The sequence below is a fragment of the Streptomyces sp. A18 genome (assembly GCF_059026065.1).
Window position 1 is genome coordinate 63,812 of the sequence record NZ_JBWLKL010000017.1, and the last position, 21,825, is coordinate 85,636.

Annotated in this window: 22 protein-coding genes; 14 read left to right on the forward strand and 8 right to left on the reverse strand. The window is 70.5% G+C overall.

The window, feature by feature from the left end; translation table 11 throughout:
• The first annotated feature begins 36 nt into the window (after positions 1–36).
• From ribD to AC5P1C_RS25060, 10 genes are all read left to right on the forward strand, one after another.
• Entirely contained in the window at positions 37–1,161 is a 1,125-nt protein-coding gene (gene ribD, locus AC5P1C_RS25015) for a bifunctional diaminohydroxyphosphoribosylaminopyrimidine deaminase/5-amino-6-(5-phosphoribosylamino)uracil reductase RibD (RefSeq protein WP_493868161.1), read from the forward strand.
• A gap of 1 nt (position 1,162) precedes the next feature.
• Positions 1,163–1,798: a riboflavin synthase gene (locus AC5P1C_RS25020; RefSeq protein ID WP_493868162.1), complete on the forward strand. Its 636-nt coding sequence runs from the start codon at positions 1,163–1,165 to the stop codon at positions 1,796–1,798.
• A 56-nt stretch (positions 1,799–1,854) separates the two neighbouring features.
• Positions 1,855–2,451, forward strand: coding sequence for a nicotinamide mononucleotide transporter family protein (locus tag AC5P1C_RS25025; RefSeq protein ID WP_493868227.1), 597 nt, complete (start codon positions 1,855–1,857; stop codon positions 2,449–2,451).
• Positions 2,448–3,746 (forward strand): bifunctional 3,4-dihydroxy-2-butanone-4-phosphate synthase/GTP cyclohydrolase II, encoded by a 1,299-nt coding sequence (locus AC5P1C_RS25030; RefSeq protein ID WP_493868163.1) that lies wholly within the window; start codon positions 2,448–2,450, stop codon positions 3,744–3,746. The genes AC5P1C_RS25025 and AC5P1C_RS25030 overlap by 4 nt, the downstream gene beginning before the upstream one ends.
• A 47-nt stretch (positions 3,747–3,793) precedes the next feature.
• Positions 3,794–4,279, forward strand: coding sequence for a 6,7-dimethyl-8-ribityllumazine synthase (ribH, locus tag AC5P1C_RS25035; protein ID WP_160503731.1), 486 nt, complete (start codon positions 3,794–3,796; stop codon positions 4,277–4,279).
• A 35-nt stretch (positions 4,280–4,314) separates the two neighbouring features.
• Complete coding sequence (locus tag AC5P1C_RS25040) at positions 4,315–4,587, forward strand: phosphoribosyl-ATP diphosphatase (RefSeq protein WP_135330016.1); 273 nt, start codon at positions 4,315–4,317, stop codon at positions 4,585–4,587.
• 52 nt (positions 4,588–4,639) lie between these two features.
• The gene (gene hisG / locus AC5P1C_RS25045) at positions 4,640–5,488 is read left to right on the forward strand and encodes an ATP phosphoribosyltransferase (protein WP_493868164.1); all 849 of its coding nucleotides are present in this window, start codon (positions 4,640–4,642) and stop codon (positions 5,486–5,488) included.
• Positions 5,489–5,511: 23 nt separating this feature from the next.
• A complete protein-coding gene (locus tag AC5P1C_RS25050; RefSeq protein WP_493868165.1) occupies positions 5,512–5,958 on the forward strand; it encodes a PH domain-containing protein in 447 nt (148 codons plus the stop codon).
• Positions 5,959–6,156: 198 nt separating this feature from the next.
• Positions 6,157–7,509, forward strand: a complete 1,353-nt coding sequence (locus AC5P1C_RS25055; RefSeq protein ID WP_493868166.1) for a hemolysin family protein — start codon at positions 6,157–6,159, stop codon at positions 7,507–7,509.
• Positions 7,506–8,582, forward strand: a complete 1,077-nt coding sequence (locus AC5P1C_RS25060) for a hemolysin family protein (protein ID WP_493868167.1) — start codon at positions 7,506–7,508, stop codon at positions 8,580–8,582. The genes AC5P1C_RS25055 and AC5P1C_RS25060 overlap by 4 nt, the downstream gene beginning before the upstream one ends.
• Before the next feature lie 18 nt (positions 8,583–8,600).
• On the opposite strand, the gene AC5P1C_RS25065 is transcribed toward AC5P1C_RS25060, so the two are convergent.
• Complete coding sequence (locus tag AC5P1C_RS25065) at positions 8,601–10,472, reverse strand: AAA family ATPase (protein WP_493868168.1); 1,872 nt, start codon at positions 10,470–10,472, stop codon at positions 8,601–8,603.
• 434 nt (positions 10,473–10,906) lie between these two features.
• Positions 10,907–11,563: a uridine kinase family protein gene (locus tag AC5P1C_RS25070; RefSeq protein WP_493868169.1), complete on the reverse strand. Its 657-nt coding sequence runs from the start codon at positions 11,561–11,563 to the stop codon at positions 10,907–10,909.
• A 205-nt stretch (positions 11,564–11,768) separates the two neighbouring features.
• On the opposite strand from AC5P1C_RS25070, the gene AC5P1C_RS25075 reads away from it, so the two are divergent.
• Positions 11,769–13,133 carry a C39 family peptidase gene (locus AC5P1C_RS25075; RefSeq protein ID WP_493868170.1) on the forward strand — a complete coding sequence of 455 codons (1,365 nt, stop codon included), beginning with the start codon at positions 11,769–11,771 and terminating at the stop codon, positions 13,131–13,133.
• 55 nt (positions 13,134–13,188) lie between these two features.
• Here AC5P1C_RS25075 and AC5P1C_RS25080 read toward each other — a convergent pair whose 3' ends face one another.
• Both AC5P1C_RS25080 and AC5P1C_RS25085 read right to left on the reverse strand, forming a co-directional pair.
• Positions 13,189–13,362, reverse strand: coding sequence for a hypothetical protein (locus AC5P1C_RS25080; RefSeq protein ID WP_493868171.1), 174 nt, complete (start codon positions 13,360–13,362; stop codon positions 13,189–13,191).
• A 159-nt stretch (positions 13,363–13,521) separates the two neighbouring features.
• Positions 13,522–15,003 (reverse strand): M1 family metallopeptidase, encoded by a 1,482-nt coding sequence (locus AC5P1C_RS25085; protein WP_493868172.1) that lies wholly within the window; start codon positions 15,001–15,003, stop codon positions 13,522–13,524.
• A gap of 241 nt (positions 15,004–15,244) precedes the next feature.
• On the opposite strand from AC5P1C_RS25085, the gene AC5P1C_RS25090 reads away from it, so the two are divergent.
• Positions 15,245–15,400 carry an SCO1431 family membrane protein gene (locus AC5P1C_RS25090; protein WP_493868173.1) on the forward strand — a complete coding sequence of 52 codons (156 nt, stop codon included), beginning with the start codon at positions 15,245–15,247 and terminating at the stop codon, positions 15,398–15,400.
• Here the strand turns inward: AC5P1C_RS25090 and AC5P1C_RS25095 are convergent.
• The 3 genes from AC5P1C_RS25095 to AC5P1C_RS25105 are packed head-to-tail and all read right to left on the reverse strand — an operon-like array spanning position 15,378 to position 17,874.
• Positions 15,378–16,292: a hypothetical protein gene (locus AC5P1C_RS25095; RefSeq protein ID WP_493868174.1), complete on the reverse strand. Its 915-nt coding sequence runs from the start codon at positions 16,290–16,292 to the stop codon at positions 15,378–15,380. The two genes, AC5P1C_RS25090 and AC5P1C_RS25095, sit on opposite strands and share 23 nt — an antisense overlap.
• The gene (locus tag AC5P1C_RS25100; protein WP_493868175.1) at positions 16,289–17,269 is read right to left on the reverse strand and encodes a DUF6114 domain-containing protein; all 981 of its coding nucleotides are present in this window, start codon (positions 17,267–17,269) and stop codon (positions 16,289–16,291) included. Before AC5P1C_RS25100 ends, AC5P1C_RS25095 begins: the two co-directional genes overlap by 4 nt.
• Complete coding sequence (locus AC5P1C_RS25105; RefSeq protein ID WP_493868176.1) at positions 17,260–17,874, reverse strand: DUF6230 family protein; 615 nt, start codon at positions 17,872–17,874, stop codon at positions 17,260–17,262. The genes AC5P1C_RS25100 and AC5P1C_RS25105 overlap by 10 nt, the downstream gene beginning before the upstream one ends.
• A gap of 134 nt (positions 17,875–18,008) precedes the next feature.
• Between AC5P1C_RS25105 and AC5P1C_RS25110 the strand changes: the two genes are divergently transcribed.
• Entirely contained in the window at positions 18,009–18,686 is a 678-nt protein-coding gene (locus AC5P1C_RS25110; RefSeq protein ID WP_493868177.1) for a TetR/AcrR family transcriptional regulator, read from the forward strand.
• Between the two features lie 97 nt (positions 18,687–18,783).
• Here the strand turns inward: AC5P1C_RS25110 and AC5P1C_RS25115 are convergent, their stop codons facing one another.
• Complete coding sequence (locus AC5P1C_RS25115) at positions 18,784–20,040, reverse strand: glycoside hydrolase family 18 protein (protein ID WP_493868178.1); 1,257 nt, start codon at positions 20,038–20,040, stop codon at positions 18,784–18,786.
• A 376-nt stretch (positions 20,041–20,416) separates the two neighbouring features.
• On the opposite strand from AC5P1C_RS25115, the gene AC5P1C_RS25120 reads away from it, so the two are divergent.
• Entirely contained in the window at positions 20,417–21,592 is a 1,176-nt protein-coding gene (locus AC5P1C_RS25120) for an acyl-CoA dehydrogenase family protein (protein WP_493868179.1), read from the forward strand.
• Positions 21,593–21,825: the final 233 nt, after the last annotated feature.

Here is a 21,825-nt window from a genome sequence, read left to right on the forward strand (position 1 = left end):
TCTGTCGTCATCGACAGGCCCCGGAGTCCGTGCCCCATGAGGCAGGAGGACCCGGTGGCCACCGCCCCCGCAGCGAATGAGCCCGAGCGCGTAGCCATGCGCCGCGCCGTCGAGCTCGCCGCGCTCGGACTCGGCTCCACCAGCCCCAACCCGGTCGTCGGATGCGTGATCGTCAACGCCTCTGGAGAGCCCGTCGGCGAGGGCTACCACCAGCGCGCCGGCGGCCCGCACGCCGAGGTCCACGCCCTGCGCGCGGCCGGCGAACAGGCCCGCGGCGCCACCGCCCTGGTCACCCTCGAACCCTGCAACCACACCGGACGCACCGGCCCCTGCGCCCAGGCCCTCATCGACGCCGGGATCGCCCGCGTCGTCTACGCGGTCAGCGACCCGAACCCCGACGCGACCGGGGGCGCGCAGCGCCTGCGGACCGCCGGAGTCGACGTGGAGTCGGGCCTGTTGGAGGACGAGGCCGCCGCGGGCAACGCCGCCTGGCTGACCTCCGTGCGCCTCGGCCGCCCGCACATCACCTGGAAGTACGCCGCGACGCTCGACGGCCGCATCGCAGCCGCCGACGGCAGCAGCCGCTGGATCACCTCCGCCGCGGCCCGTGCCGACGTCCACCGGCTGCGCGCCGAGTGCGACGCGGTCGTCGTCGGCTCCGGCACCCAGCGCGCCGACGACCCGCACCTCGCCGTGCGCGGCATCGACGGCGCCGTCCAGCCGCTGCGCGTCGTCGTCGACACGAACGGCACCGCGGTCGCACCCGGCGCCCGCGTCCTGGACGACGCGGCGCCCACGCTCGTCGCGGTCGCCGAGAACGTGACCGCCGAGAGCGAGGCCGAGACGGTGCGCATCCCGCGCGCGGACGGCGGCTTGGACATCCCGGCCCTCCTCGACGAACTCCACGCGCGCGGCGTGCGCTCCGTCCTCCTCGAAGGCGGACCGACGCTCGCCGGAGCCTTCGTCGCCGCGGGCGCCGTCGACCGCGTCGTCGCCTATCTCGCCCCCGTCCTGCTCGGCGCGGGCCCCGCCGCCCTCACCGGCGGCGGAATCACGACCATCAGCGAAGCGTTGCGGCTCGACCTGAGCGAGACCGTCCGCATCGGCCCCGACCTGCGCGTCACCGCGACCCCCGTAGCCCTCGTAGCGAAGGAGCACTGAAGTGTTCACCGGAATCGTCGAAGAGCTGGGCGAGATCACCGCCGTCGAGAACCTGGACGACGCATCCCGCTTCCGCGTCCGTGGCCCCGTCGTCACCGACGGCGCGAAGCACGGCGACTCCATCGCGGTCAACGGCGTCTGTCTGACGGTCGTGGAACACGAGGGCGACGAGTTCACCGCAGACGTGATGGCCGAGACCCTGGACCGTTCCAGCCTGGGCGCGCTCACGGCGGGCTCGCGGGTCAACCTGGAGCGCCCCACCGCCGTGGGCGACCGCCTCGGCGGCCACATCGTGCAGGGACACGTCGACGCTGTCGGCACCGTCGTCGAACGTAAGCCTTCGGAGAACTGGGAGATCGTCAAGGTCTCGCTCCCCGCGGGCCTTTCCCGCTACGTCGTGGAGAAGGGCTCCATCACCGTCGACGGCGTCAGCCTGACGGTGGTCGACGCCGGGCCCGACTACTTCACCATCAGTCTCATCCCCACCACCCTCGCGTTGACCACGCTCGGCATCAAGCAGCCCGGCGACCCGGTCAACCTCGAGGTCGACGTCATCGCGAAGTACGTCGAGCGGATGCTCGGCGACCGCGTCGGCGCCGGAACCGCCGCCGCTCCCGCTCAGGAGGCCACGAAGTGAACTGGCTCAACGCCGAAGCCTTCACGGCCTTCGGGCAGCACGTGATCTGGTCCGACATGGTGGGCAACACCATCGGCCTGATCGCCCTCGCGCTCGGCTGGCGCCGCTCGATATGGACCTGGCCCGCCCAGTTCCTTTCGGGCGTCATCCTCGTCGGCGCGTACGCGTCAGCCCACCTCTCCGGCGGCGTCGGCAAGCAGTTGCTCGTCATCGGCGTGGCCCTGTGGGGCTGGCGCCTGTGGACCAACGGCAAGCAGCAGGCGCAGGACGGCTCCATCGCCGTCCGGTTCGCCACCTGGAAGGAGCGCGGGGTGCTGCTCGGCGGCACGGCCGTCGGCACCCTCGCGGTCGGCGCCCTGTTCTCCGCCGTGCCGGACCTGTCCTGGAACCCCTGGCCCGACGCCTACATCTTCGTCGGCACGCTCGCCGCGATGGTCGCCCAGGCCCGCGGACTGGTCGAGTTCTGGTTCGCCTGGCTCCTCGTCGACATCGTCGGCGTACCGCTCGCGTTCAGCAGTGGCCTGGCCTTCTCCGGCCTCGTGTACGTCATCTACCTCGCGCTCGTCCTGTGGGGCATGCGCGACTGGTGGCTGCGGTCGCGCACTGTGTCCGCGCAGGCCTCGCAGCCCAACATGGAAGGAGCCCCGGCATGACTGCGGCACCTGTTTGGTACAGCACGGGTCACGAAGAAGACGCGTCGGACCTCGCCCTCGACCCCGTAGAGGCGGCCATTCGCGACATCGCCGCCGGGCGGCCCGTCGTGGTCGTCGACGACGAGGACCGCGAGAACGAGGGCGACCTCGTCATCGCGGCCGAGAAGGCGACGCCCGAGATCATCGCCTTCATGATGAGCGAGTGCCGCGGCCTGATCTGCGCACCCATGGAGGGCGACGAGCTCGACCGCCTGCAGCTCCCGCAGATGGTCGAGAACAACACCGAGTCGATGCGGACGGCCTTCACCGTCTCCGTCGACGCGAGCGGCGCGCACGGCGTCACCACCGGCATCTCGGCCGCCGACCGCGCCACCACGCTCCAGATGCTCGCCGCTGGCACCTTCGAGCCCACCGACTTCGTGCGTCCGGGCCACATCTTCCCGCTGCGCGCCAAGTCCGGCGGCGTCCTGGCGCGCAACGGCCACACGGAGGCCGCGGTCGACCTGGCCCGGCTCGCGGGTCTGCGCCCGGCCGGCGCGATCGTCGAGATCGCGGGCGAGGACGGCACGATGCTCCGTCTACCGGAGCTGATCCCGTTCGCCCGCAAGCACGGCCTGACGATCATCTCCATCGAGGACCTGATCGCCTACCGCTCCAGCTCCGAGCCGAAGGTCCGCCGCGAGGCCGAGGTCCGCCTGCCCACCGCCTTCGGCGAGTTCACGGCGTACGGCTACCGCTCCACCGTCGACGGGGTCGAGCACGTCGCCCTCGTCCACGGAGAGGTCGGCGAGGGCGAGGACGTCCTGGTCCGTATCCACTCCGAGTGCCTGACCGGCGACGTCTTCCACTCGCTGCGCTGCGACTGCGGCCCGCAGCTGGAGGCGTCCATGCAGCGCATCACGGACGAGGGCCGCGGCATCGTGGTCTACCTGCGCGGCCACGAGGGGCGCGGCATCGGCCTGCTCTCAAAACTGCGCGCCTACGAGCTCCAGGAGCGCGGCAGCGACACTCTCGACGCCAACCTGGAACTCGGCCTGCCCGCCGACGCCAGGGACTACGGCGCGGGCGCACGGATCCTGGACGACCTCGGCGTCCGCAGCGTGCGCCTGATGACGAACAACCCCGACAAGACCGACGCGGTGATCCGGCACGGCCTGAAGGTCACAGGACGCGAGCCCATGGCGGTCCAGGCGGGCGAACACAACCTCCGGTACCTGCGCACCAAGCGGGACCGGATGGGGCACGACCTGCCCTGGCTGGACACCCCCGAGGTGTCGGCCTGCGGCAATCAGTAAGCAACGTACCGACGTACAAAGAACTTTCGAGCGACCAGGAGAAGCGCGTGAGCGGCAAGGGTGCACCCGAACTGAGCGTGAAGAACTGCGGAGACCTGCGGGTCGCGGTGATCGCCGCCCAGTGGCACGAGAAGGTCATGGACGGCCTCGTCGACGGCGCGCTGCGCGCCCTGCACGAGCTCGGCATCGACGAGCCGACCGTCCTGCGTGTGCCCGGCAGCTTCGAGCTGCCCGTCGTCGCCAAGGTCCTCGCGGGCCGCGGCTACGACGCGATCGTGGCGCTCGGCGTCGTCATCCGCGGCGGAACCCCGCACTTCGAGTACGTGTGCCAGGGCGTCACCCAGGGCCTCACCCAGGTCAGCATCGACACCGGAGTGCCCGTCGGCTTCGGCGTCCTCACCTGCGACACCGAGGAGCAGGCCCTGGACAGGGCGGGCATCGAGGGCTCCCGCGAGGACAAGGGGCACGAAGCGGTCACCGCGGCCGTCGCCACCGCGACCACGCTGCGTACGATCTCCGAACCCTGGCGGTGAGCGGGGGCGAGGAGCCGCGTAAAGTAGGCGACATCATGTCCAAGAAGACTTTCGAAGAGCTCTTCGCCGAGCTCCAGCACAAGGCCGCCAACGGCGACCCCGCCACATCGCGCACCGCCGAGCTGGTGGACAAGGGCGTCCATGCCATCGGCAAGAAGGTCGTCGAGGAGGCCGCCGAAGTCTGGATGGCCGCCGAGCACGAGGGCAAGGAAGCCGCGGCCGAGGAGATCTCGCAGCTGCTCTACCACGTGCAGGTGATGATGGTCGCCCGCGGCATCTCCCTCGACGACGTGTACGCGCACCTCTGAGCCGTACGCCCCGCTGTCTCCAACTCCCTTCAACGCAAAGGAATCCGACCTCATGCTGCGCATCGCCGTCCCCAACAAGGGTTCACTGTCCGGACCTGCGTCGGCGATGCTCCATGAGGCCGGATACCAGCAGCGCAAGGAGTCCAAGGAACTCGTCCTCGTCGACCCGGACAACGAAGTCGAGTTCTTCTACCTCCGGCCCAAGGACATCGCGATCTATGTCTCGGCCGGCAAGCTCGACATCGGCATCACCGGTCAGGACCTCCTGATCGACTCCGGCGCGAACGCCGAGACGATCCTGCCGCTCGGCTTCGCACGCTCGACCTTCCGCTTCGCCGCGAAGCCGGGCACGGCGAGCACCATCGCGGACCTCGCGGGCAAGACCGTGGCGACCTCGTACGAGGGCATCGTCGCCAAGCACCTCGCGGACAGCGGCATCGACGCCTCCGTCGTCCACCTGGACGGCGCCGTCGAGACCGCCATCGAGCTGGGCGTCGCCCAGGTCATCGCGGACGTCGTGGAGACCGGCACCTCGCTGCGCAACGCGGGCCTTGAGGTGTTCGGCGAGCCGATCATGAAGTCCGAGGCGGTCGTCATCCGGCGCACCGGCGCCGAGAACGACGACCCCAAGGTCGAGCAGTTCCTGCGCCGCCTGCAGGGCGTCCTGGTCGCCCGCGCCTACGTGATGATGGACTACGACTGCCGGGCCGAGCACCTGGAGCAGGCCGTCGCCCTCACGCCGGGCCTCGAGTCGCCGACGATCTCGCCCCTGCACAACGAGGGCTGGGTCGCCGTCCGCTCCATGGTCCCGGCCAAGGAGGCCCAGCGGATCATGGACGACCTGTACGCCATCGGAGCGCGGGCCATCCTGACCACGGCCATCCACGCCTGCCGCCTCTGATGACCCGGCAGGAGACCCCGGCCATGACCGACAAGCCCGACACCCCCGCCCTGCCCGTCACCTTCCGGCCCGGCCGGACCAGGGCCGTCCTGATCACCGCGGGCGCCGCCATCTTCGTGGTGCTCACGGTGGTCTCCCTGCTCATCCCGACCCTCAGCTCGGGGGAGCGGCTCAGCTTCATCTTCACCGGCGCGCTGCTCTGGGGCGTGCTCCTGCTCCTGAGCAGGCCCAAGGTCGTCGCCGACGAGTCCGGCGTGACCGTCGTCAACATCGCCACCAGCAGGCGCCTCGCCTGGGCGGAGATCGTCCAGGTCAATCTGCGCCCCGGCGACCCGTGGGTGTTCCTCAACCTCAGCGACGGCACCAGCCTCCCCGTCATGGGCATTCAGCCGGGCATCGCGAAGCAGCGGGCCATCAGCGACGCCCGCGCGCTGCGTGCCCTCGCCGACGCCCGCACCCCGCAGGGCTGACGCTTCGGGCCGGGTCTTGATTAATCTGGTGGCGGGGCACGCATGGTGTGCCGCCCCGCCCCTGTCGGGCCCGCCCGGTCCACAGGGGCTCCTGCTACCCGAGGAGTGACTCCCTCCGGCGATGGACGGTTCGTCCTGTAGTACATGCGCCGCCCCCTCCCGACATACCGGGACAGGTCAGACCAGGGAGGCGGCGGCATGACCGTTTCCCTGCTGCTTCTCGGGGCGGCATTCCTGCTGATTCTGGCCAACGGCTTCTTCGTGGCCGCCGAGTTCGGGCTCGTCACCGTCGAGCGCCCGGACGCCGAGAAGGCCGCCGCCGAAGGCGACCGACGGGCCCGTACGGTCGTCGACGCCCTCAAGGAGCTGTCCTTCCAGCTCTCCGGCACCCAGCTCGGCATCACCATCACCTCACTCGTGGTCGGCATGCTCGCCGAACCCGCCCTCGCGCATCTGCTCGCGGGCCCCTTCACGGCGACCGGTCTTCCGGAAGGCGCCGTACCGGGCGTCTCCGTAGTGGTCGGGATGCTTCTCGCGTCCGCCGTGCAGATGGTGATCGGCGAGCTGGTCCCGAAGAACTGGGCGGTCTCCAGACCGCTCCAGGTCGCGCGGTTCGTCGCGGGCCCCCAGCATGTCTTCGCGCGCCTCTTCAGGCCCGTGATCTCCCTCCTGAACGCCACGGCCAACCGGTTGGTGCGGCTGCTCGGCGTCGAGCCCGCCGACGAGCTCGCCTCGGCCCGTACCCCCGGCGAACTGGTCTCCCTGGCCCGGCACTCGGCGCGGGCCGGCGCCCTCGAACAGGACACCGCGGACCTGTTCGTCCGCGCGCTCTCCCTCGGCGAGCTGACCGCGCAGCACGTCATGACCCCGCGCGTGAAGGTCAGCGCGCTGCAGACGTCGGCGACCGCCGAGGACGTGGTGAACCTGACGCGCGCCACCGGGCTCTCGCGCTTCCCCGTGTACCGCGAGCGCATCGACGAGATCGTCGGCATGGTGCACCTCAAGGACGCCCTCGCGGTCCCGGGTCACGAGCGCCTGAGGGCGCCCGTGAGCCGCATCGCGCAGGCACCGCTCCTGGTCCCCGAGACGCTGCCCGTGCAGCAGCTCCTCGAACAGCTGCGCAGCGAGCAGCCGATAGCAGTCGTCGTGGACGAGTACGGCGGCACGGCCGGCGTGGTCACCTTGGAGGACATCGTCGAGGAGCTCGTCGGTGAGGTCCGTGACGAGCACGACCTCCTGGACCTGCCCCAGCTCGCCGTGGCACCGGCCGAGGACGGCCGCCCCGCGTGGGACGCCGACGGCAGCTGCCGCGTCGACACGCTCCAGCGCATAGGGCTCGACATCCCCGAGGGGCCGTACGAGACCGTGGCCGGACTCGTCGCCGACCTGCTCGGCCGCATCCCCGTCCCCGGCGACCGGGCCGAACTCCCGGGCTGGCGGCTCGCGGTGCGCCAGGTGACCCACTACCGCGCCGAGCGGATCCGGCTCGTACGGACCCCGGAAGCCGCGGACGTGCCCGCAGCGACGAGCGTGGCGGAGGCCGCCCGATGAGCATGCTCCAACTCCTGTTCGCGCTCCTGCTCGTCCTCGCCAACGGCTTCTTCGTGGGGGCCGAGTTCGCGCTCGTCTCCGTGCGCCGCAGCCAGATCGAACCGCTGGACACCAAGCGGGCCCGCCAGGTCCTCTACGGCCTGGAACACCTGCCGCAGATGATGGCCGCCGCCCAGTTCGGCATCACCATCTGCTCGTTGACGCTCGGCGCGGTCGCCGAGCCCACCGTCGCGCATCTCCTGGAGCCCGTCTTCGAGGCGGCGCACCTCCCCGAAGGGGCGATCCATCCGCTCGGATACGCCATCGCGCTCGCCGTGGTGGTCTTCCTCCACCTCGTCGTCGGCGAGATGGTCCCGAAGAACCTCGCGATGGCCGCCCCGGAGAAGACCGCGCTCTGGTTCAGCCCCGGCCTCGTCGCCTTCGCCCGCCTCTGCCGTCCGGTCACGGTGGCGCTCGGGGCGTGCGCGCGGGTCGTACTGAAGCTCTTCGGGGTCGAGCCCAAGGACGAGGTCGAGGCCGTCTTCACCAGCGAGCAGCTCAACCGGCTCGTCGGCGACTCGGGCCAGGCCGGACTGCTTGACCCCGAGGAGCAGGAGCGCCTGGAGGACGCCCTGGAGCTGGGCTCGCGCCCGGTGACGGACGTCCTGCTCGACCGGGCCTCCCTGGTGACCGTCGGCGCCGGGGTCACCCCGTCGCAGGTCATCGAACTCACCGGGCGCACCGGATACTCCCGCTTCCCGGTCTGCGCGGAGAACGGCGCGTTCATGGGCTACCTGCACGTGAAGGACGTACTCGACCTCACCGAGGGCGCGGAGACGGACCGTGCGGTGCCGCAGCAGGTGTGGCGTCCGATGACGACGCTGCGCGCCGAACTCCCCCTGGACGACGCCCTGACGGTGATGCGCCGCGCCGCGACGCATCTGGCGCAGGTCGCCGACGCGTCGGGCAAGGTGCTCGGTCTGGTCGCCCTGGAGGACGTACTGGAACTCCTGGTGGGCGAGGTCCGCGACCCGGCGCACCGGGTCGCGGTGCCGCGCAAGCCGCAGGAGTCCAGGGACGGCGCCCTGGTGTGAGCGGCCGGGGCGGGGGCCTCAGACCCTCGGCGGGTCCTGCGGTCCCCGCCCCGAGAGCACCTCGCCGTACGCCTGCATCAGGTCCGGGAGCCGCAGTGTCGACAAGTCGTCCCGGCTGGGGTCGCCGGGGTAGCCGGTGAGCCGCAGGTCGCGGTAGGCGCAGCTCTTCTCGTAGAGCGTGCGCAGGAAGCGGCCGTTGCCCAACTCGTCGATCCACTCCTGGTCGACGACGTGCCCGCTGATGGAGCGCAGCTCGTCCAGCGCCTCCTCGTCCCACACGTCGCCGTTCTCCGCGGCGAGCACCTCGCCGATGGAGGTGAGTTCCAGGGGGCGGTACGAGGGGAAGTCCACGCGGGTCGTGAAGCGGGACGAGAGCCCGGGGTTGGCGGCCAGGAGACGGTCCATGCCCTCGGGGTAGCCGGCCAGGATCACGACCAGGTGGTCGCGGTTGTCCTCGGCGCGCTTGAGCAGGACCTGGAGGGCCTCGTCGCCGTACGCGTCGCCCTTGCCGTAGCCCGAGTTGGAGAGCGAGTACGCCTCGTCCACGAAGAGGACGCCGCCGATCGCCGAGTCGATCAGTTCGTTGGCCTTCACGGCCGTCTGCCCCAGGTACTCGCCGACCAGGTCCGCGCGCTGCGCCTCCACGAGGTGGTCGCCGCCGAGCAGGCCGAGCGCGTAGAACGCCCGGCCCAGGATGCGGGCCACCGTGGTCTTGCCGGTGCCCGAGGGGCCCGAGAAGACGAAGTGTCGTTTCGGCGGCTGCACGGGCAGTCCCTGCGCGGTCCGCAGGCGCGCCATGTTCAACTGCGCGGAGAGCGCCTTGACCTGCCGCTTGACCGGTTCGAGGCCGACCATCCCCTCCAGTTCGGCGAGCGCGGCCTCCAGGAGCGCGGGGTCGGTGGGGCCGGGCGGCAGCTGCGGCGGCCCCGGCTGGATGGGGATCACGGCCTTCTCGCGCACCGAGTCGGTCCCGGTGGGGCCGCCGGTGGGCGGCAGTTCGGGCTCGGTGACCTTCAGGTCGCGGCCCTCGGAGCCGAAGAGCGGATCGATCCCGTCCGGCGCGTCCATCACGTCCTGCCCGAAGCCGCTCAGGGCGATCGCCGCCAGGTCGGTGACCTCGTCGTACCCATCGCCCTCCGAGATCGCCGCGAGCCGCGCGGAGGTGTCCATGAAGGAGGGGTCCACCCGGTGCACCGCCCGGTAGAGCGGCAGGGCCGCCGCCGAGCGGCCCGTGCCCTCGTGCGCGCGGGCCAGCCAGTAGCGGAGCTCCTTGCGCTGCGGCTGCTCGCTGCGGCACCGCATCAGGGCGGCGGACAGGAGCGGCTCGGCCTGGCCGAACATCTCCAGGCGTACGCGGGCCATGCCGCCGAAGAGACCGGCCTCGATGCCCAGCATCGCGTCGTCGATCAGCGAGTCCGTGTGCCGGACCAACTGCTCCCAGTCCTTGACCAGATAGGACCGGCAGGCGTGCAGGAACCGCACCTGCGGATCCGCGTCGACCGGCGGAAGCCCCGCCAACGCCCGGTCGAGTTCGGGTACATGGCGTCCGTCCAGCCAGTGCGACGCGTGCGCGAGCAGCAGGTCGCGCGTGCTCTCCAGGACGGGCTGCACCCACCAGCCCAGCCAGTACCAGGAGTTGAGGGTGCGCCCGTGCCGGGTGCGCTGTTCCCCGAACCTGTCCCGGTGCTGGTACATCCGCAGCAGTGCCGTCGTCGTGTCGATGCGCAGCGCGTGCAGTCCGAGCCAGCCGTCGGCCATCCCCGCGTCCATCCGCACCGCGGCCCGGAACTCCTCCTCCGCCTGCGGATAGGCGCCCATCGTGTAGGCGTCGACGCCCCTCAGCCAGGCGAGGTCGGCCGGGGCGGGTGAGCCCACCGCGTCGAAGTCCATCACGTCCCCCACAAACCGTGCCCCCGGTTGTGTACCGCCGGACCGGTGTCCGTCGGCAACTTCGCTGAACCGCCGTGCTGCGGACGGACGTTGAAGACCGGTGCGCAGAGCAGCCGTCCGTAAGTCGCACCGAAAGGCATCGTACCTGCGGGGGAGCACTCGGCCGTAGGGTGCCGCAGTGCGGGATCAGGCTGGTGAGAGGGAAAGTCGTCGTCACCGAGGGTGAGCGAAAGGCGGCTCACAGCGCCCGGAATGCGAGGTCGGGGGGCAGAACGAAGCCCCCGATCACGGGGGAACAACCGGGGGCTTCGCGTCTGCGGGCGGCCCGAAAGGCCGCACATTCAGAACGTAAGTCCTGTAAGGGCCCTCGGTCAAGCCGAGTTGAGGCACTCATGGAAACTCATGTGAACTCCTGGAATTCACTTTCCGCGGGTTCAGCGGACCGCCTCTGGTCCCTCACCCTGAGTGACGATCTGGCTCTGCTCAGCCGTCTCATTCGGCCCCTGCAGCACCTCATATCCCTCGCGCCACTGTCGCACCAAAGACTGAGCGAAGGGCCGTGAGGGATCATCCGCGAAGTGCCGACGCTCCGCGGGCTCCCACCCGTCCCAGAAGTCGCTCTGGACCGCTCCGTCCCGACAGCGCCCCCGGCCCCATGCCTCATCGCGCGGCAGCTCCATCCACAGCAGCCACGCCAGGAACGGGCGCAACGCACGGCGGCCCGCGCCGACCCCCTCGACGAGGACCACGGGCGCGGGCGGCAGGGTACGGATCTGGGGGCCGAAGCGGCGCGCGTGCCAGTCGTACGTCTCGTAGTGCGCCGTTTCGCCGCGTGAGAGCGGCGTGATGACCTGCCGCCGCAGCCGGTCCGTCCAACCGAAGAGGGCGTCGTGGCTCGCGATGTCGTCGAGGCGCAGGACGGGCGCACCGCCCAGGGCCTCGGCGAGGCGGTCGGCGAAGGTCGACTTGCCGGAGCCCGCGTGTCCGTCGACGGCGACGAGGCGGACGGGGCCGCAGGAGGGCGGCAGCCGGATCAGGTTGCGGGCGAGGCGGGCGAGAGGAGCGGGCGTGGAGTACGGCTGTGCGGTCATCGCCTACCAGCGTACGGGTGCGGAATGGTGACTTCCGCGCGCCGTCCCAGCTCACGCCAGTGGTCGAGGCCAATATTGGCGGACGCGGTGGTGGTCGAAGCGCTGGCAGAAGTCGGCGTGGAGCAGCCATAGTTGGCCTACCGCCGTGCACTTGACCTGCCCCTTCCGGATCCGTCCGGAACCCACGTCGACTGGGGGTCCCGCCATGGACCGAGCTGATGACATGTCCCGTAGAACCGTCCTCGCCGCTGCCGCCGCCGTGGCCGCGGTGGCAGCCACCGCCGCTCCGGCGCTCGCGTCGAGCGGCCTCAGCCGTGCGCCTCGCGCGGAGCGGCCGGTGAGCAACCGCTTCTGGACCTCGCACGCGGACTGGAGCGCCGGCACCGCGAACGGCACGCGCGCCGTCGCCGGAGCCCGCCCCGCAGTGGAGATCGCCGCGCCCGCGGGCCGCACCGAATACGCCGACCCGCACACGGGCAAGACCGCCACCTGGGAGTACGCCCGGTGGACCTCGCCCGTGCACCGCCCGGCCGTCCCCGCCACGGAGGTCGTCGCCTCCTGGAACGCCCGTACGCCCACCGGGACGTGGCTCCAGGTCGAACTCCAGGGAACGTACTCGGACAAGAAGAAGACTCCCTGGTACGTCCTGGGCCGCTGGACCTCGGGCGACGACAAGGAGAAGGACATCCGACGGACGTCGGTCGACGACCAGAGCGACGGCAAGTCCAGCATCTGGACGGACACGTTCTCCATCGACGACACGACGACGGGGCTGCGCCTCGTCTCGTACCGCCTGCGCCTGACCCTGTACCGCAAGCCGGGCGCGACGGCCACACCCACGGTGTGGCGGCTGGGCGCGATGGCCTCGGCCGTCCCCGACCGTTTCACGGTCCCGGCCTCCGAGCCTGGCCTCACCAAGGAGTTGAAGGTCCCGCGCTATTCGCAGGAGACCCATGTCGGCCAGTATCCGGAGTACGACAACGGCGGCGAGGCCTGGTGCAGCCCGACCTCCTCGCAGATGATCATCGAATTCTGGGGCCGCAGGCCGACCGCCGCCGACCTGGCCTGGGTCGACCCGTCCTACGAGGACCCCCAGGTCTGCCACGCGGCCCGCTACACCTTCGACTACCAGTACGCGGGCTGCGGCAACTGGCCCTTCAACGCGGCCTACGCGTCGACGTACAAGGACTTCCAGGGCGTCGTCACCCGCCTCGCCACCCTCACGGAACTGGAGTCGCTGATCGCCGCGGGTATCCCGGTCATCACGTCCCAGTCGTTCCTCAAGGAGGAACTGACGGGCGCCGGTTACGGCACGGCGGGCCACCTGATGACGGTGATCGGCTTCACGTCGAAGGGCGACGTGATCGCCAACGACCCGGCGTCGCCGAGCAACGAGGCGGTGCGCCGGATCTACAAGCGGCGCGAGTGGGAGAACATCTGGCTGCGCACGAAGAGGAAGAACGCCCAGGGAAAGGTCGTCTCCGGCACGGGAGGCGTCTGCTACCTGTACTTCCCGGCAAAGCTCTCCGCGGAGCAGAAGGCGGCGTTGGCCGAGGTGGGAATCCGCTGACGCCATGGCGGCGGGCCCTCCCGCACGTGCGCGAGGGGCCGCCGCCATGGCCGGGCTACTTCGCCTCGGGCACGCCCCGCGGCATCCTCGCCGCCTTTTCGTCCACCTCGTCCTGGGGCGTGCCGGCCTTGACGACGACTACCGCCTGGGAGCCGTCCGGCAGCGTTGCCTCTCGCATCTCCGTGCCCAGCAGCTCCGGTCGCTTCTGCTCCTGCTCGTGGTCCGACATGAGACCTCCCAGTTCGACGGGGTGCCCAACGTAGACCCGCGTCACCCGCGGATCCCGCCGCACAAGCGTCCGACAGGCCGCTTCACGCGAACGCCGCCGCCAGACGACGGACGACGGACGACGGACAGTGGAGGGTGGCGGACGAGCAGCGGGTGTCGCTCAGCCCTGGACCGGATCCACCACCCAGTCCGGATGCCCCGGCATCGGCGGCGTCTTCGAGCCGTACAGCCACGGTCGCAGGAAGCCCTCCAGGTCCTCGCCCGCGACCTTCGACGCCAGGTCGATGAACTGCTGGGTGCTTGCGGTCTTCCCGCGGTAGGCCGTCACCCACGCCCGCTCCAGCTTCTGGAACGTCGCGTCGCCCACCTGCTCCCGCAGCGCGTACAGGACCAGGGCCGAGCCGTCGTACCGCATGCGCTTGAAGAGGTTCGGCTCGGTCGGCTCGGCCGGGGCGCCGAAGTCGTGGCGCCACTGGTCGTGCGCGGCGTAGGCCGTCTTCATGGCGGCCTCGAAGCTGTCGCCGCCGTGCTCCTCGGAGTACATCCGCTCGTAGAAGCGGGCGTGCCCCTCGCTCACCCACAGGTCGGACCAGCTCGCCAGGGCGACGCTGTCGCCGAACCACTGGTGGGTCAGCTCGTGCACCATGTTCCGTTCGGCGTCGACCTTCGTGCCGAGGAGGTCGGCCTTCGGGATGAGCGAGAGCGTCTGGGTCTCCAGGGCGACGGCCAGATCCGTGTCGCCCACCAGCAGGCCGTAGCGGTTGAAGGGGTAGGGGCCGAGCTTTTCCTGGAGCCATGAGAGGTGGTCGGGGGTGAGCTTCCTGTACTCCGCCGTCGGTGCCACCAGTGCCTCCGGGACCACGTCCCGTAGCGGCAGACCGCCCGGCCCCTTGCCGTCGACCAGCTCGAACCTGCCGACCGCCAGCTGCACCAGCTGTGTGGACAGCGGCTGTTCGGAGTCGTACGTCCAGCGCACCCGTTCACCGGGCCGCTCCGCGCGGTCGACCAGCCTGCCGTTCGCGACCGCCGTCAGATCCTTGGGCGTGGTGATGCGGAAGGTGATCGGTGCGCGCTGGCTGGGGTGGTCGTTCGCCGGGAAGATCAGCCGGGCGCCGTTCGGCTGGGGGTAGACCACCGTGCCGTCGGCGGTGGGTATCCAGCCGTAGTCCTCGATGGCGTCGTCGCGGTGGCGCGTCTGCGTCGGGTCGGCGGTGTACGTGACCTTGGCCGTGAACGTACGGCCCTTCGCGATCGGGGACTTGGGCGTGACCGTCAGCTCGTCCCCGGCGCGCGATGTGCGCGCGGTCGAGCCGTCGACCTTCACGCCGTGCAGGGTGTTGCCCCCGAAGTCCAGGTTGAAGCGGGACAGCGACTGCGTGGCGGTGGCCTTGATCGTCGCCGTCGCCTCGAAGGGCGTCTTCGGGGCCTGCCAGTCGAAGTCCAGGGTGTAGCGGTCGACCCGGTAGCCGCCGTTTCCGTCCAGCGGGAACATCGGATCTCCCAGGCCGGGCGCGCCGGGCGACGGCGTCCCCGATGGGGACGGTGCGGCCTGCGACACCGTGCCGGTGAGGGCCGCCGTCACGGTGACGGCGGCCGCGAGGGCGAGCCGCGCTCCGCGGCGGTGCGTCCGGTGGGTGCTCATCGGAAACCTCTCGGTCGGAAGGCTGCGCGGACGAGTCGGCGGGGGTGCGCCCGGGGGTGGTCCCCACCGCAGGTAGTGAGACGCACGGCACTCGGCCCGAGTTGCACGGGATCGGGCCGGTGAGTGACCAAGCTCTCGCCCGGGACGGCCACATCCGATGGCAAGGTGGTTGGGTCAGTGGGGGGAGTCCGCTGCCGGACGTCGCGTCGAGAGGCGCGGCGCAGACGTATCGAGTGATGCCATGACCGCTGCCACAGCCACCGCCACCGCACAGACCCGGGCCACCACGCGCACCGGCGGCCCCAAGGAAGACGGCCCGAAGGTGCTCGAGCACGTCCTGGGCTGGACGCTCGTCGTCGTCCTGGCGATGCTCGTCACGCAGACCGGTCTGATGTGATCCCCGTCTCGTAGCCCTCCTGGTCCTCGGCGAGGTCCGCCCGCCAGTGCCGGTGCACCACCCCCACCAGGCCGTAGAGCCGGCGCACGGGCGACCTCCGCGACAGCAGCGTGAGCCCCGCGACGACCGCGAACAGCGGCAGGCCGATCCACCCGCCCAGGAGGCGGACGAGGACGCTCGCGAGCAGCGCGCCGACGAACGGCAGGCCGTAGACCCCGGCCGCCGCGATGGCGATCGCCAGGAACCGGTGCACCTTGCGGTCCTCGTCAGCGCCGGGCAGGGACCAGCCCTCCATCAGCCAGCCGATCTCGGTCAGCAGCATCGTGCCGATCACGGCCGCGCCGAAGACCAGCAGCGCGAGGAACGTCCCGGACGTCAGGAAGTCCAGTACGTGGTTGGCGACGCTGTCCTGCCGCCAGCGGGCGAAGTCCCGTGCGCCGGGGGAGAGGAACCGCTCGTACCCCCTGCCGTCCCAGCCGTGGACGAGCGTCGCGAAGAGCAGGAAGTACCCGCCCACGCACTGGAGATACGCCCAGTAGCCCGCCCCCACCAGGACGAGCCCCTGCGCCACCAGGAACCCGAGGATCGCGGCGACGGGGATCGAGCCCGCGTAGAAGAGCACGAACCCCGCCCACACCCCGTCGTGCCCGTCCGCGACGTGCATCGTCGCCCACGCGGGGTTCTGCCAGAGCAGGAACAGGCCGGCCGGCACCATCAGGACCGCCGCGAAGAGCGTCGTGAGCGCCAGATAGGGATTGGCCGCGCGGCTGCGCGTGCGTGGCCCCTCGCCCGCGTTGATCCGCTCCCAGACCTGGAGCTGCCGCCCCGCCGAGAGCGCGAACGTCGCGCCGATCGCGTACGCCCAGAAGAGGGCGGCCTGAATCTGGATCATGGCGATGCCTTCAGGGTGAGTCCGCCGGCGACGATCAAGTCCGATGTGACCAGGGCCTGTTCGGCCTCCACGTCCGTCATGAAGACGAACGGCGGCACAACGGGTGGCACCGGCAGCTTGTCCGGCGTGAAGGTCAGGCAGAGCAGCCCTTCGAGGCAGCCCTTGAACTTGGTCAGGTAGAGCGTGACGGAGCCGCTCAGGTCCAAGGTGTCGGCGCCCAGGGCGAGTTCGTCGCCTCCATCGCGCGTCTCCAGTCGGTAGTCGGTGAGCGAGGCCGCCTTCATCTTCAGCACCATGACCTTCAACGGCCCGTCCGCCGTGGGGATCTCGCGTACGCCGGCCAGGATGAAGCCCTGCGGCGAGAAGAGCGTGGTGGTGATCGTCGGCGGTGTCCTCGCCGCCTCGATCGCGTCAGCGGGGGCCGCCTTCGCCGGAGTTCCGCCCCACAGTGTCGCCCCGACGACGACCACCGGTAGCAGCACGCCGAGCGTCCGGGTGCCCTGGCCGTCCCGCACCTTCGGCCGCTCAGGGTCCTCTGCCGAGTCCTCGGGCACCGGCGTCCACCCGAAGCCCATCGCGCTTCCCGCGATGCCGAGCACCATGCCCACCAGGAATCCGCCGAGATTGGTCGCCGCGAACGAAAGCACCGACAGGATCAGGGCGTTGACGCTCACATAGTGATGGGCGTGCGGCAGCAGCCACAGGAAGATCCCCGCCGCGACCAGGGCGAGCCCGATGCCGATCGCAGCGAGACCGCCGAGCCCCAGGCTGACCAGGACCGTCAGCGGCGAGAGCGGCACGAGGAGCAGCTCCCCGCCGCCGAGGACGAGCAGAAGCCCGCCCCAGAAGGGCCGGGTGCGCCGCCACCTGCGCAGCACCCGGCGGGCCTCCGGCAGCGGCAGGCGTTCGTCGAGCCAGCCGCCGCCGTCTCTGTGCCACCTCTTGACCCCGGCTCTTCGGCCGCCGGTCAGAAGCACTTCTTGCCGCCGATGCTGACATCGACCTTCATGCCCTTGAGCCGGAAGTTCCCGCCGGTCGCCGACCAGGCGTTGGACTTCACGCCGGAGACGGTGATGTCCCCGGCCTGCAGCCCGAACTTCCCCTTCTCGCCCGCGATCCCGGGCACCTCGTCGAGCGTCGACGCGTCCCGGCCGATCTCGGCCGTGCCGAAGCGGGCGTCGCCCTCCAGGTCCTCGCCGTCGATGATGAGGTTGCTCGCGGTGACCTCGCCCGCGGAGCCGCCCGCGGTCAGCTTGAACACCACGTTGCCCACCGGGGTCTTGACCTCGGCGGCCTGGCAGATGTCGGACAGGGTCGCGTCACCGATCCCGAGGAGCGCCACCGGGTGCCCCTTGCCGTCGATGTCGCGGTCGGTCTGTACGTACGAGGACAGGCCCTCGCTGGTGAGCTTGCCGGAAGACACCTGGAAGCTGGTGCCGGAGACGGCGAAGGAGGCGGCGAGCGCCCCCTCGGCCATCACGGAGGCCATCGCGCCGACGGCCAGGACGGCCGGCAGGGCCACGACGGCCGTCTTCTTCCAGGAGGTTCTGCCCTCGCGCAAGGGGGTACGCGCTGCGCTCATAAGTCTTCCTCCCGTACGGCGGTCCATGGGCGTAGGGGGAGTGCGTGAGAGAGCGCCTTCGGGCGCGGAAACGGCAGGTGGCGTGCTTCTGCCATACTGCGGATTCCCGAGGCAGTTGGAGACTAGGGCCGAAATTGAATAATAGTCAACAGCGCGGCACCGACCGTCCCGCGGACGCTCGCCCGCAGGCACGCGGCACCGACCGGTCCGTGGCGCGCCGAGCCGAACTCATCAGCATCGGGCGGAAGTTGTTCGCCGACACGTCCTACGACGCGCTCTCGATGGACGACATCGCCAAGCAGGCCTGCGTCGCCAAGGGGCTGATCTACTACTACTTCAAGTCCAAACGCGGCTACTACCTCGCGATCATCGAGGACTCCGTCGCCGAACTCGTCGAGCGTGCCGGGCGCCACGGCGACCTGCCTCCCGTCGAGCGGGTGCACGGCACCATCGACGGCTATCTGCGCTATGCCGAGCACCATCAAGCGGCGTACCGCGCCATCATCAGCGGTGGTGTCGGCTTCGACGCCGAGGTGCACGCCATACGGGACGGCGTGCGCGAGGCCCTGATCGGGGCGATCGCCGACGGGGCGTACGGCCGTCGCGACATCCCGGAGCTGGCGCGCACGGCGCTGCTCGGCTGGCTGTGCAGCGTCGAGGGCGTCACGCTCGACTGGATCGGGCAGCGGGGTCTGGCGCGCGAGACGGTCTGCGGCCTCCTCGTGCGGACCCTCGGCGACACCCTGCGCGTCATCGAGGACTTCGAGCCGTCGTTCCCCGCCCCCGCCGCGGCCTTGAGGAACCGGCCATGAGGTGCGGGTCATGAGGTGCGGGCCTATGAGGTGCGGGCCTATGGGGTAGGGGCGGGAGCCGCTCGGCCCCCGCCCCCCAACTCCTGCGAAGGACCGATCAGTTGATGGCCTTGATCAGCTCGCCGTCAGCCGTGTCACCGCTGAGCTCCCAGAAGAAGGTGCCGCCGAGACCGGCCTGGTTCTTGTAGTCCATCTTCCCCGCGATGGTGGCCGGGGTGTCGTAGCTCCACCAGTTGTTCCCGCAGTGCGCGTACGCGGTCCCGCCGACCGTGCCGTTGGCCGGGCACTTGGCTTTGAGTTCCTTGTAGTCGTCGATGCCCGCCTCGTACTTGCCCGCGGCGGCCCCGGTCGCGGTGCCGCCGGGCTCCTTCTGCGTGACGCCCGTCCAGCCGCGGCCGTAGAAGCCGATGCCGAGCAGCAGCTTGTCGGACGGGACGCCGAGACCCTGGAGCTTCTTGATCGTGGCGTCGGTGTTCCAGTTCGCCTTGGGCGCACCCTCGTACGTCTTCAGCGGCGAGTGCGGGGCGGTCGGGCCCTTCGCCTCCCAGGCGCCGAAGTAGTCGTACGTCATCGGGTTGTACCAGTCGACGTACTGGGCGGCGCCCGCGTAGTCGGCGGCGTCGATCTTGCCGCCCTCCTCGGCATCGGCCGGGATGGCCGCGGTGACGAGGTTGTCGGAGCCGAACTTCGAACGCACCGCGGACATCAGGTCCTTGTACGCCGCTCGCCCGCTGGTGTCACAGGTCAGACCGCAGGCGTTGGGGTACTCCCAGTCGATGTCGATGCCGTCGAAGACATCGGACCACTTGGAGTTCTCGACCAGGTCGTAGCAGGACTGGGCGAAGGCCGCCGGGTTCTTGGCGGCCTCGGTGAAGCCGCCCGACCAGGTCCAGCCGCCGAAGGACCACAGGACCTTGAGGTCCGGGTGGAGCTTCTTGAGCTTGCGCAGCTGGTTGAAGTTGCCGCGTAGTTCCTGGTCCCAGGTGTCGGCGACGCCGTCGACGGACTGGTCGGCGGTGTAGGCCTTGTCGGTCGCCGCGTAGGCGTCGCCCGTCGTGCACTTGCCGCCCTGGACGTTGCCGAAGGCGTAGTTGATGTGCGTGAGCTTGTCGGCCGAGCCGGACGTCTCGATGTTCTTGACGTGGTAGTTCCGGTCGTAGACACCCCATTCGGTGAAGTACCCGACGACCTTGGAACCGGCCGCGGCCTTGGCGCTCGCGGCCTTGTCGGAACCGGAGTCAGGGCCTGCGGTGGCGGTGCCCGCGCCGGCGAGCAGGCCCCCGCCGAGCACGGCACAACACACGGTGGCGACGAGCGCCCGGAAGGGGGTGCGGGGGAGGTGCGGTCTGAGCATCGTTTCTCCTCGTGGGGGGAGAGGGCGCATGGGGGGACATGGTGCTTTTGACCTGCGAATGCCGGACGAGATCAGTGAATCTTGAATTGGCATGAACGCGGTAAGGCGTTCGGCTGGACTCTAGGAGGACTAGACCAGTGGGGTCAATGGTTCGGACCAATTCCGCGCCCCTCGTGCGGCTGTCGGTTATCTTTTGAGTAAGCGGTCGTTAACTAGTGACTGGCCGCCGCCGATCGGGCATACTCAACGCGCCACAGCCGCTGGTCACAGCCCCTTCCGCGACCCGGAAGGGCGCCACGGGCCGAGGTGTGAGACACGGTGGCGCCGCACTATCCCGCGGGTCCGCCGCAGTGCCGAAAGGGAGGATGCGATCGCCATGCCTGAGCGAACCTTGCAGCAGTCCGTGGACCGTCAGCTGCCCACGGACGAGGCGCGGGATCTGTTCTCGCTCGTCCGTGAACTCGTCCAACGGGAGATAGCTCCCCGCGCGGCCGAAGAGGAGGACGCCGGGCGCTTCCCGCGCGAGGTCTTCAGCCTCCTGTCCGACTCCGGACTGCTCGGACTTCCGTACGCCTCCGAATTCGGCGGCGGCGACCAGCCGTACGAGGTCTATCTCCAGGTCCTTGAGGAGCTCGCCGCCGCCCGGCTCACCGTCGGTCTCGGCGTCAGCGTCCACTCCCTGTCCTGCCACGCCCTCGCGGGATACGGCACCAAGGAGCAGCAGGCCGAACACCTGCCCGCGATGCTGGGCGGCGGACTGCTCGGGGCGTACTGCCTCTCCGAGCCTGCGTCCGGCTCGGACGCGGCCTCCCTGCGGACCAAGGCCGTGCGCGACGGCGACGACTGGGTGATCAGCGGAACGAAGGCGTGGATCACGCACGGCGGAGTCGCCGACTTCTACACCGTGCTCGCCCGCACCGGCGGCGAAGGCGCCCGCGGCATCTCCGCGTTCCTGGTGCCGGGCGACGTCGAGGGCCTGAGTGCGGCGCTGCCCGAGAAGAAGATGGGCATGAAGGGCTCACCCACCGCTCAGATCCACTTCGACGGGGTGCGGGTCTCCGACGCCCGGCGCATCGGCGAGGAAGGCCAGGGCTTCGCGATCGCGCTCTCCGCGCTCGACGGCGGGCGGCTCGGCATCGCGGCGTGTGCGATCGGCGTGGCGCAGGCGGCGCTCGACGAAGCGCTTCGATATGCCACGGAGCGGCAGCAGTTCGGACGGCCGATCGCGGACTTCCAGGGCCTTAGGTTCATGCTCGCGGACATGGCGACGCAGATCGAGGCGGGCCGGGCGCTCTATCTGGCCGCGGCGCGGCTGCGCGACGCGGGCAGGCCGTTCTCCAAGCAGGCGGCCATGGCCAAGCTGCTGTGCACGGACGCCGCGATGAAGGTCACGACGGACGCCGTGCAGGTGCTCGGCGGCTATGGCTACACCGCGGACTTCCCGGTGGAGCGCTTCATGCGCGAGGCCAAGGTGCTGCAGATCGTCGAGGGCACCAATCAGATCCAGCGGATGGTCATCGCCCGTCACCTCGCGGGTCCCGACTCGCGCTGAACTGGCCGCGCCTGACCAGAGGCGCCGCGAGCCGCACCCACTCCGGGTCGTGGCGCCCCGGCAGGGTCTTGCCCCGCTCGGCCCAGTTCCGGATGAGGGCGCGGTAGATGGGCGGATCCGGCAGGTGTGGCGGCTGGGGCTGGGGCTGATGCTGGGGCGGCTGGGGGCGCGGCGGCTGCTGAGGGTGCGGGGGAACCGATTCTGCGGACGGCGCGGTAGCCGTCAGGAGTGTG

Bases quoted from the DNA above. Each gene is read 5' to 3' on its own strand.
- ribD (WP_493868161.1), top strand. From the start codon at position 37: ATGAGGCAGGAGGACCCGGTGGCCACCGCCCCCGCAGCGAATGAGCCC.
- AC5P1C_RS25025 (WP_493868227.1), top strand. From the start codon at position 1,855: ATGGTGGGCAACACCATCGGCCTGATCGCCCTCGCGCTCGGCTGGCGC.
- AC5P1C_RS25030 (WP_493868163.1), top strand. From the start codon at position 2,448: ATGACTGCGGCACCTGTTTGGTACAGCACGGGTCACGAAGAAGACGCG.
- AC5P1C_RS25040 (WP_135330016.1), top strand. From the start codon at position 4,315: ATGTCCAAGAAGACTTTCGAAGAGCTCTTCGCCGAGCTCCAGCACAAG.
- hisG (WP_493868164.1), top strand. From the start codon at position 4,640: ATGCTGCGCATCGCCGTCCCCAACAAGGGTTCACTGTCCGGACCTGCG.
- AC5P1C_RS25050 (WP_493868165.1), top strand. From the start codon at position 5,512: ATGACCGACAAGCCCGACACCCCCGCCCTGCCCGTCACCTTCCGGCCC.
- AC5P1C_RS25055 (WP_493868166.1), top strand. From the start codon at position 6,157: ATGACCGTTTCCCTGCTGCTTCTCGGGGCGGCATTCCTGCTGATTCTG.
- AC5P1C_RS25060 (WP_493868167.1), top strand. From the start codon at position 7,506: ATGAGCATGCTCCAACTCCTGTTCGCGCTCCTGCTCGTCCTCGCCAAC.
- AC5P1C_RS25065 (WP_493868168.1), bottom strand. From the start codon at position 10,472: ATGGACTTCGACGCGGTGGGCTCACCCGCCCCGGCCGACCTCGCCTGG.
- AC5P1C_RS25070 (WP_493868169.1), bottom strand. From the start codon at position 11,563: ATGACCGCACAGCCGTACTCCACGCCCGCTCCTCTCGCCCGCCTCGCC.
- AC5P1C_RS25075 (WP_493868170.1), top strand. From the start codon at position 11,769: ATGGACCGAGCTGATGACATGTCCCGTAGAACCGTCCTCGCCGCTGCC.
- AC5P1C_RS25080 (WP_493868171.1), bottom strand. From the start codon at position 13,362: ATGTCGGACCACGAGCAGGAGCAGAAGCGACCGGAGCTGCTGGGCACG.
- AC5P1C_RS25085 (WP_493868172.1), bottom strand. From the start codon at position 15,003: ATGAGCACCCACCGGACGCACCGCCGCGGAGCGCGGCTCGCCCTCGCG.
- AC5P1C_RS25090 (WP_493868173.1), top strand. From the start codon at position 15,245: ATGACCGCTGCCACAGCCACCGCCACCGCACAGACCCGGGCCACCACG.
- AC5P1C_RS25095 (WP_493868174.1), bottom strand. From the start codon at position 16,292: ATGATCCAGATTCAGGCCGCCCTCTTCTGGGCGTACGCGATCGGCGCG.
- AC5P1C_RS25105 (WP_493868176.1), bottom strand. From the start codon at position 17,874: ATGAGCGCAGCGCGTACCCCCTTGCGCGAGGGCAGAACCTCCTGGAAG.
- AC5P1C_RS25115 (WP_493868178.1), bottom strand. From the start codon at position 20,040: ATGCTCAGACCGCACCTCCCCCGCACCCCCTTCCGGGCGCTCGTCGCC.
- AC5P1C_RS25120 (WP_493868179.1), top strand. From the start codon at position 20,417: ATGCCTGAGCGAACCTTGCAGCAGTCCGTGGACCGTCAGCTGCCCACG.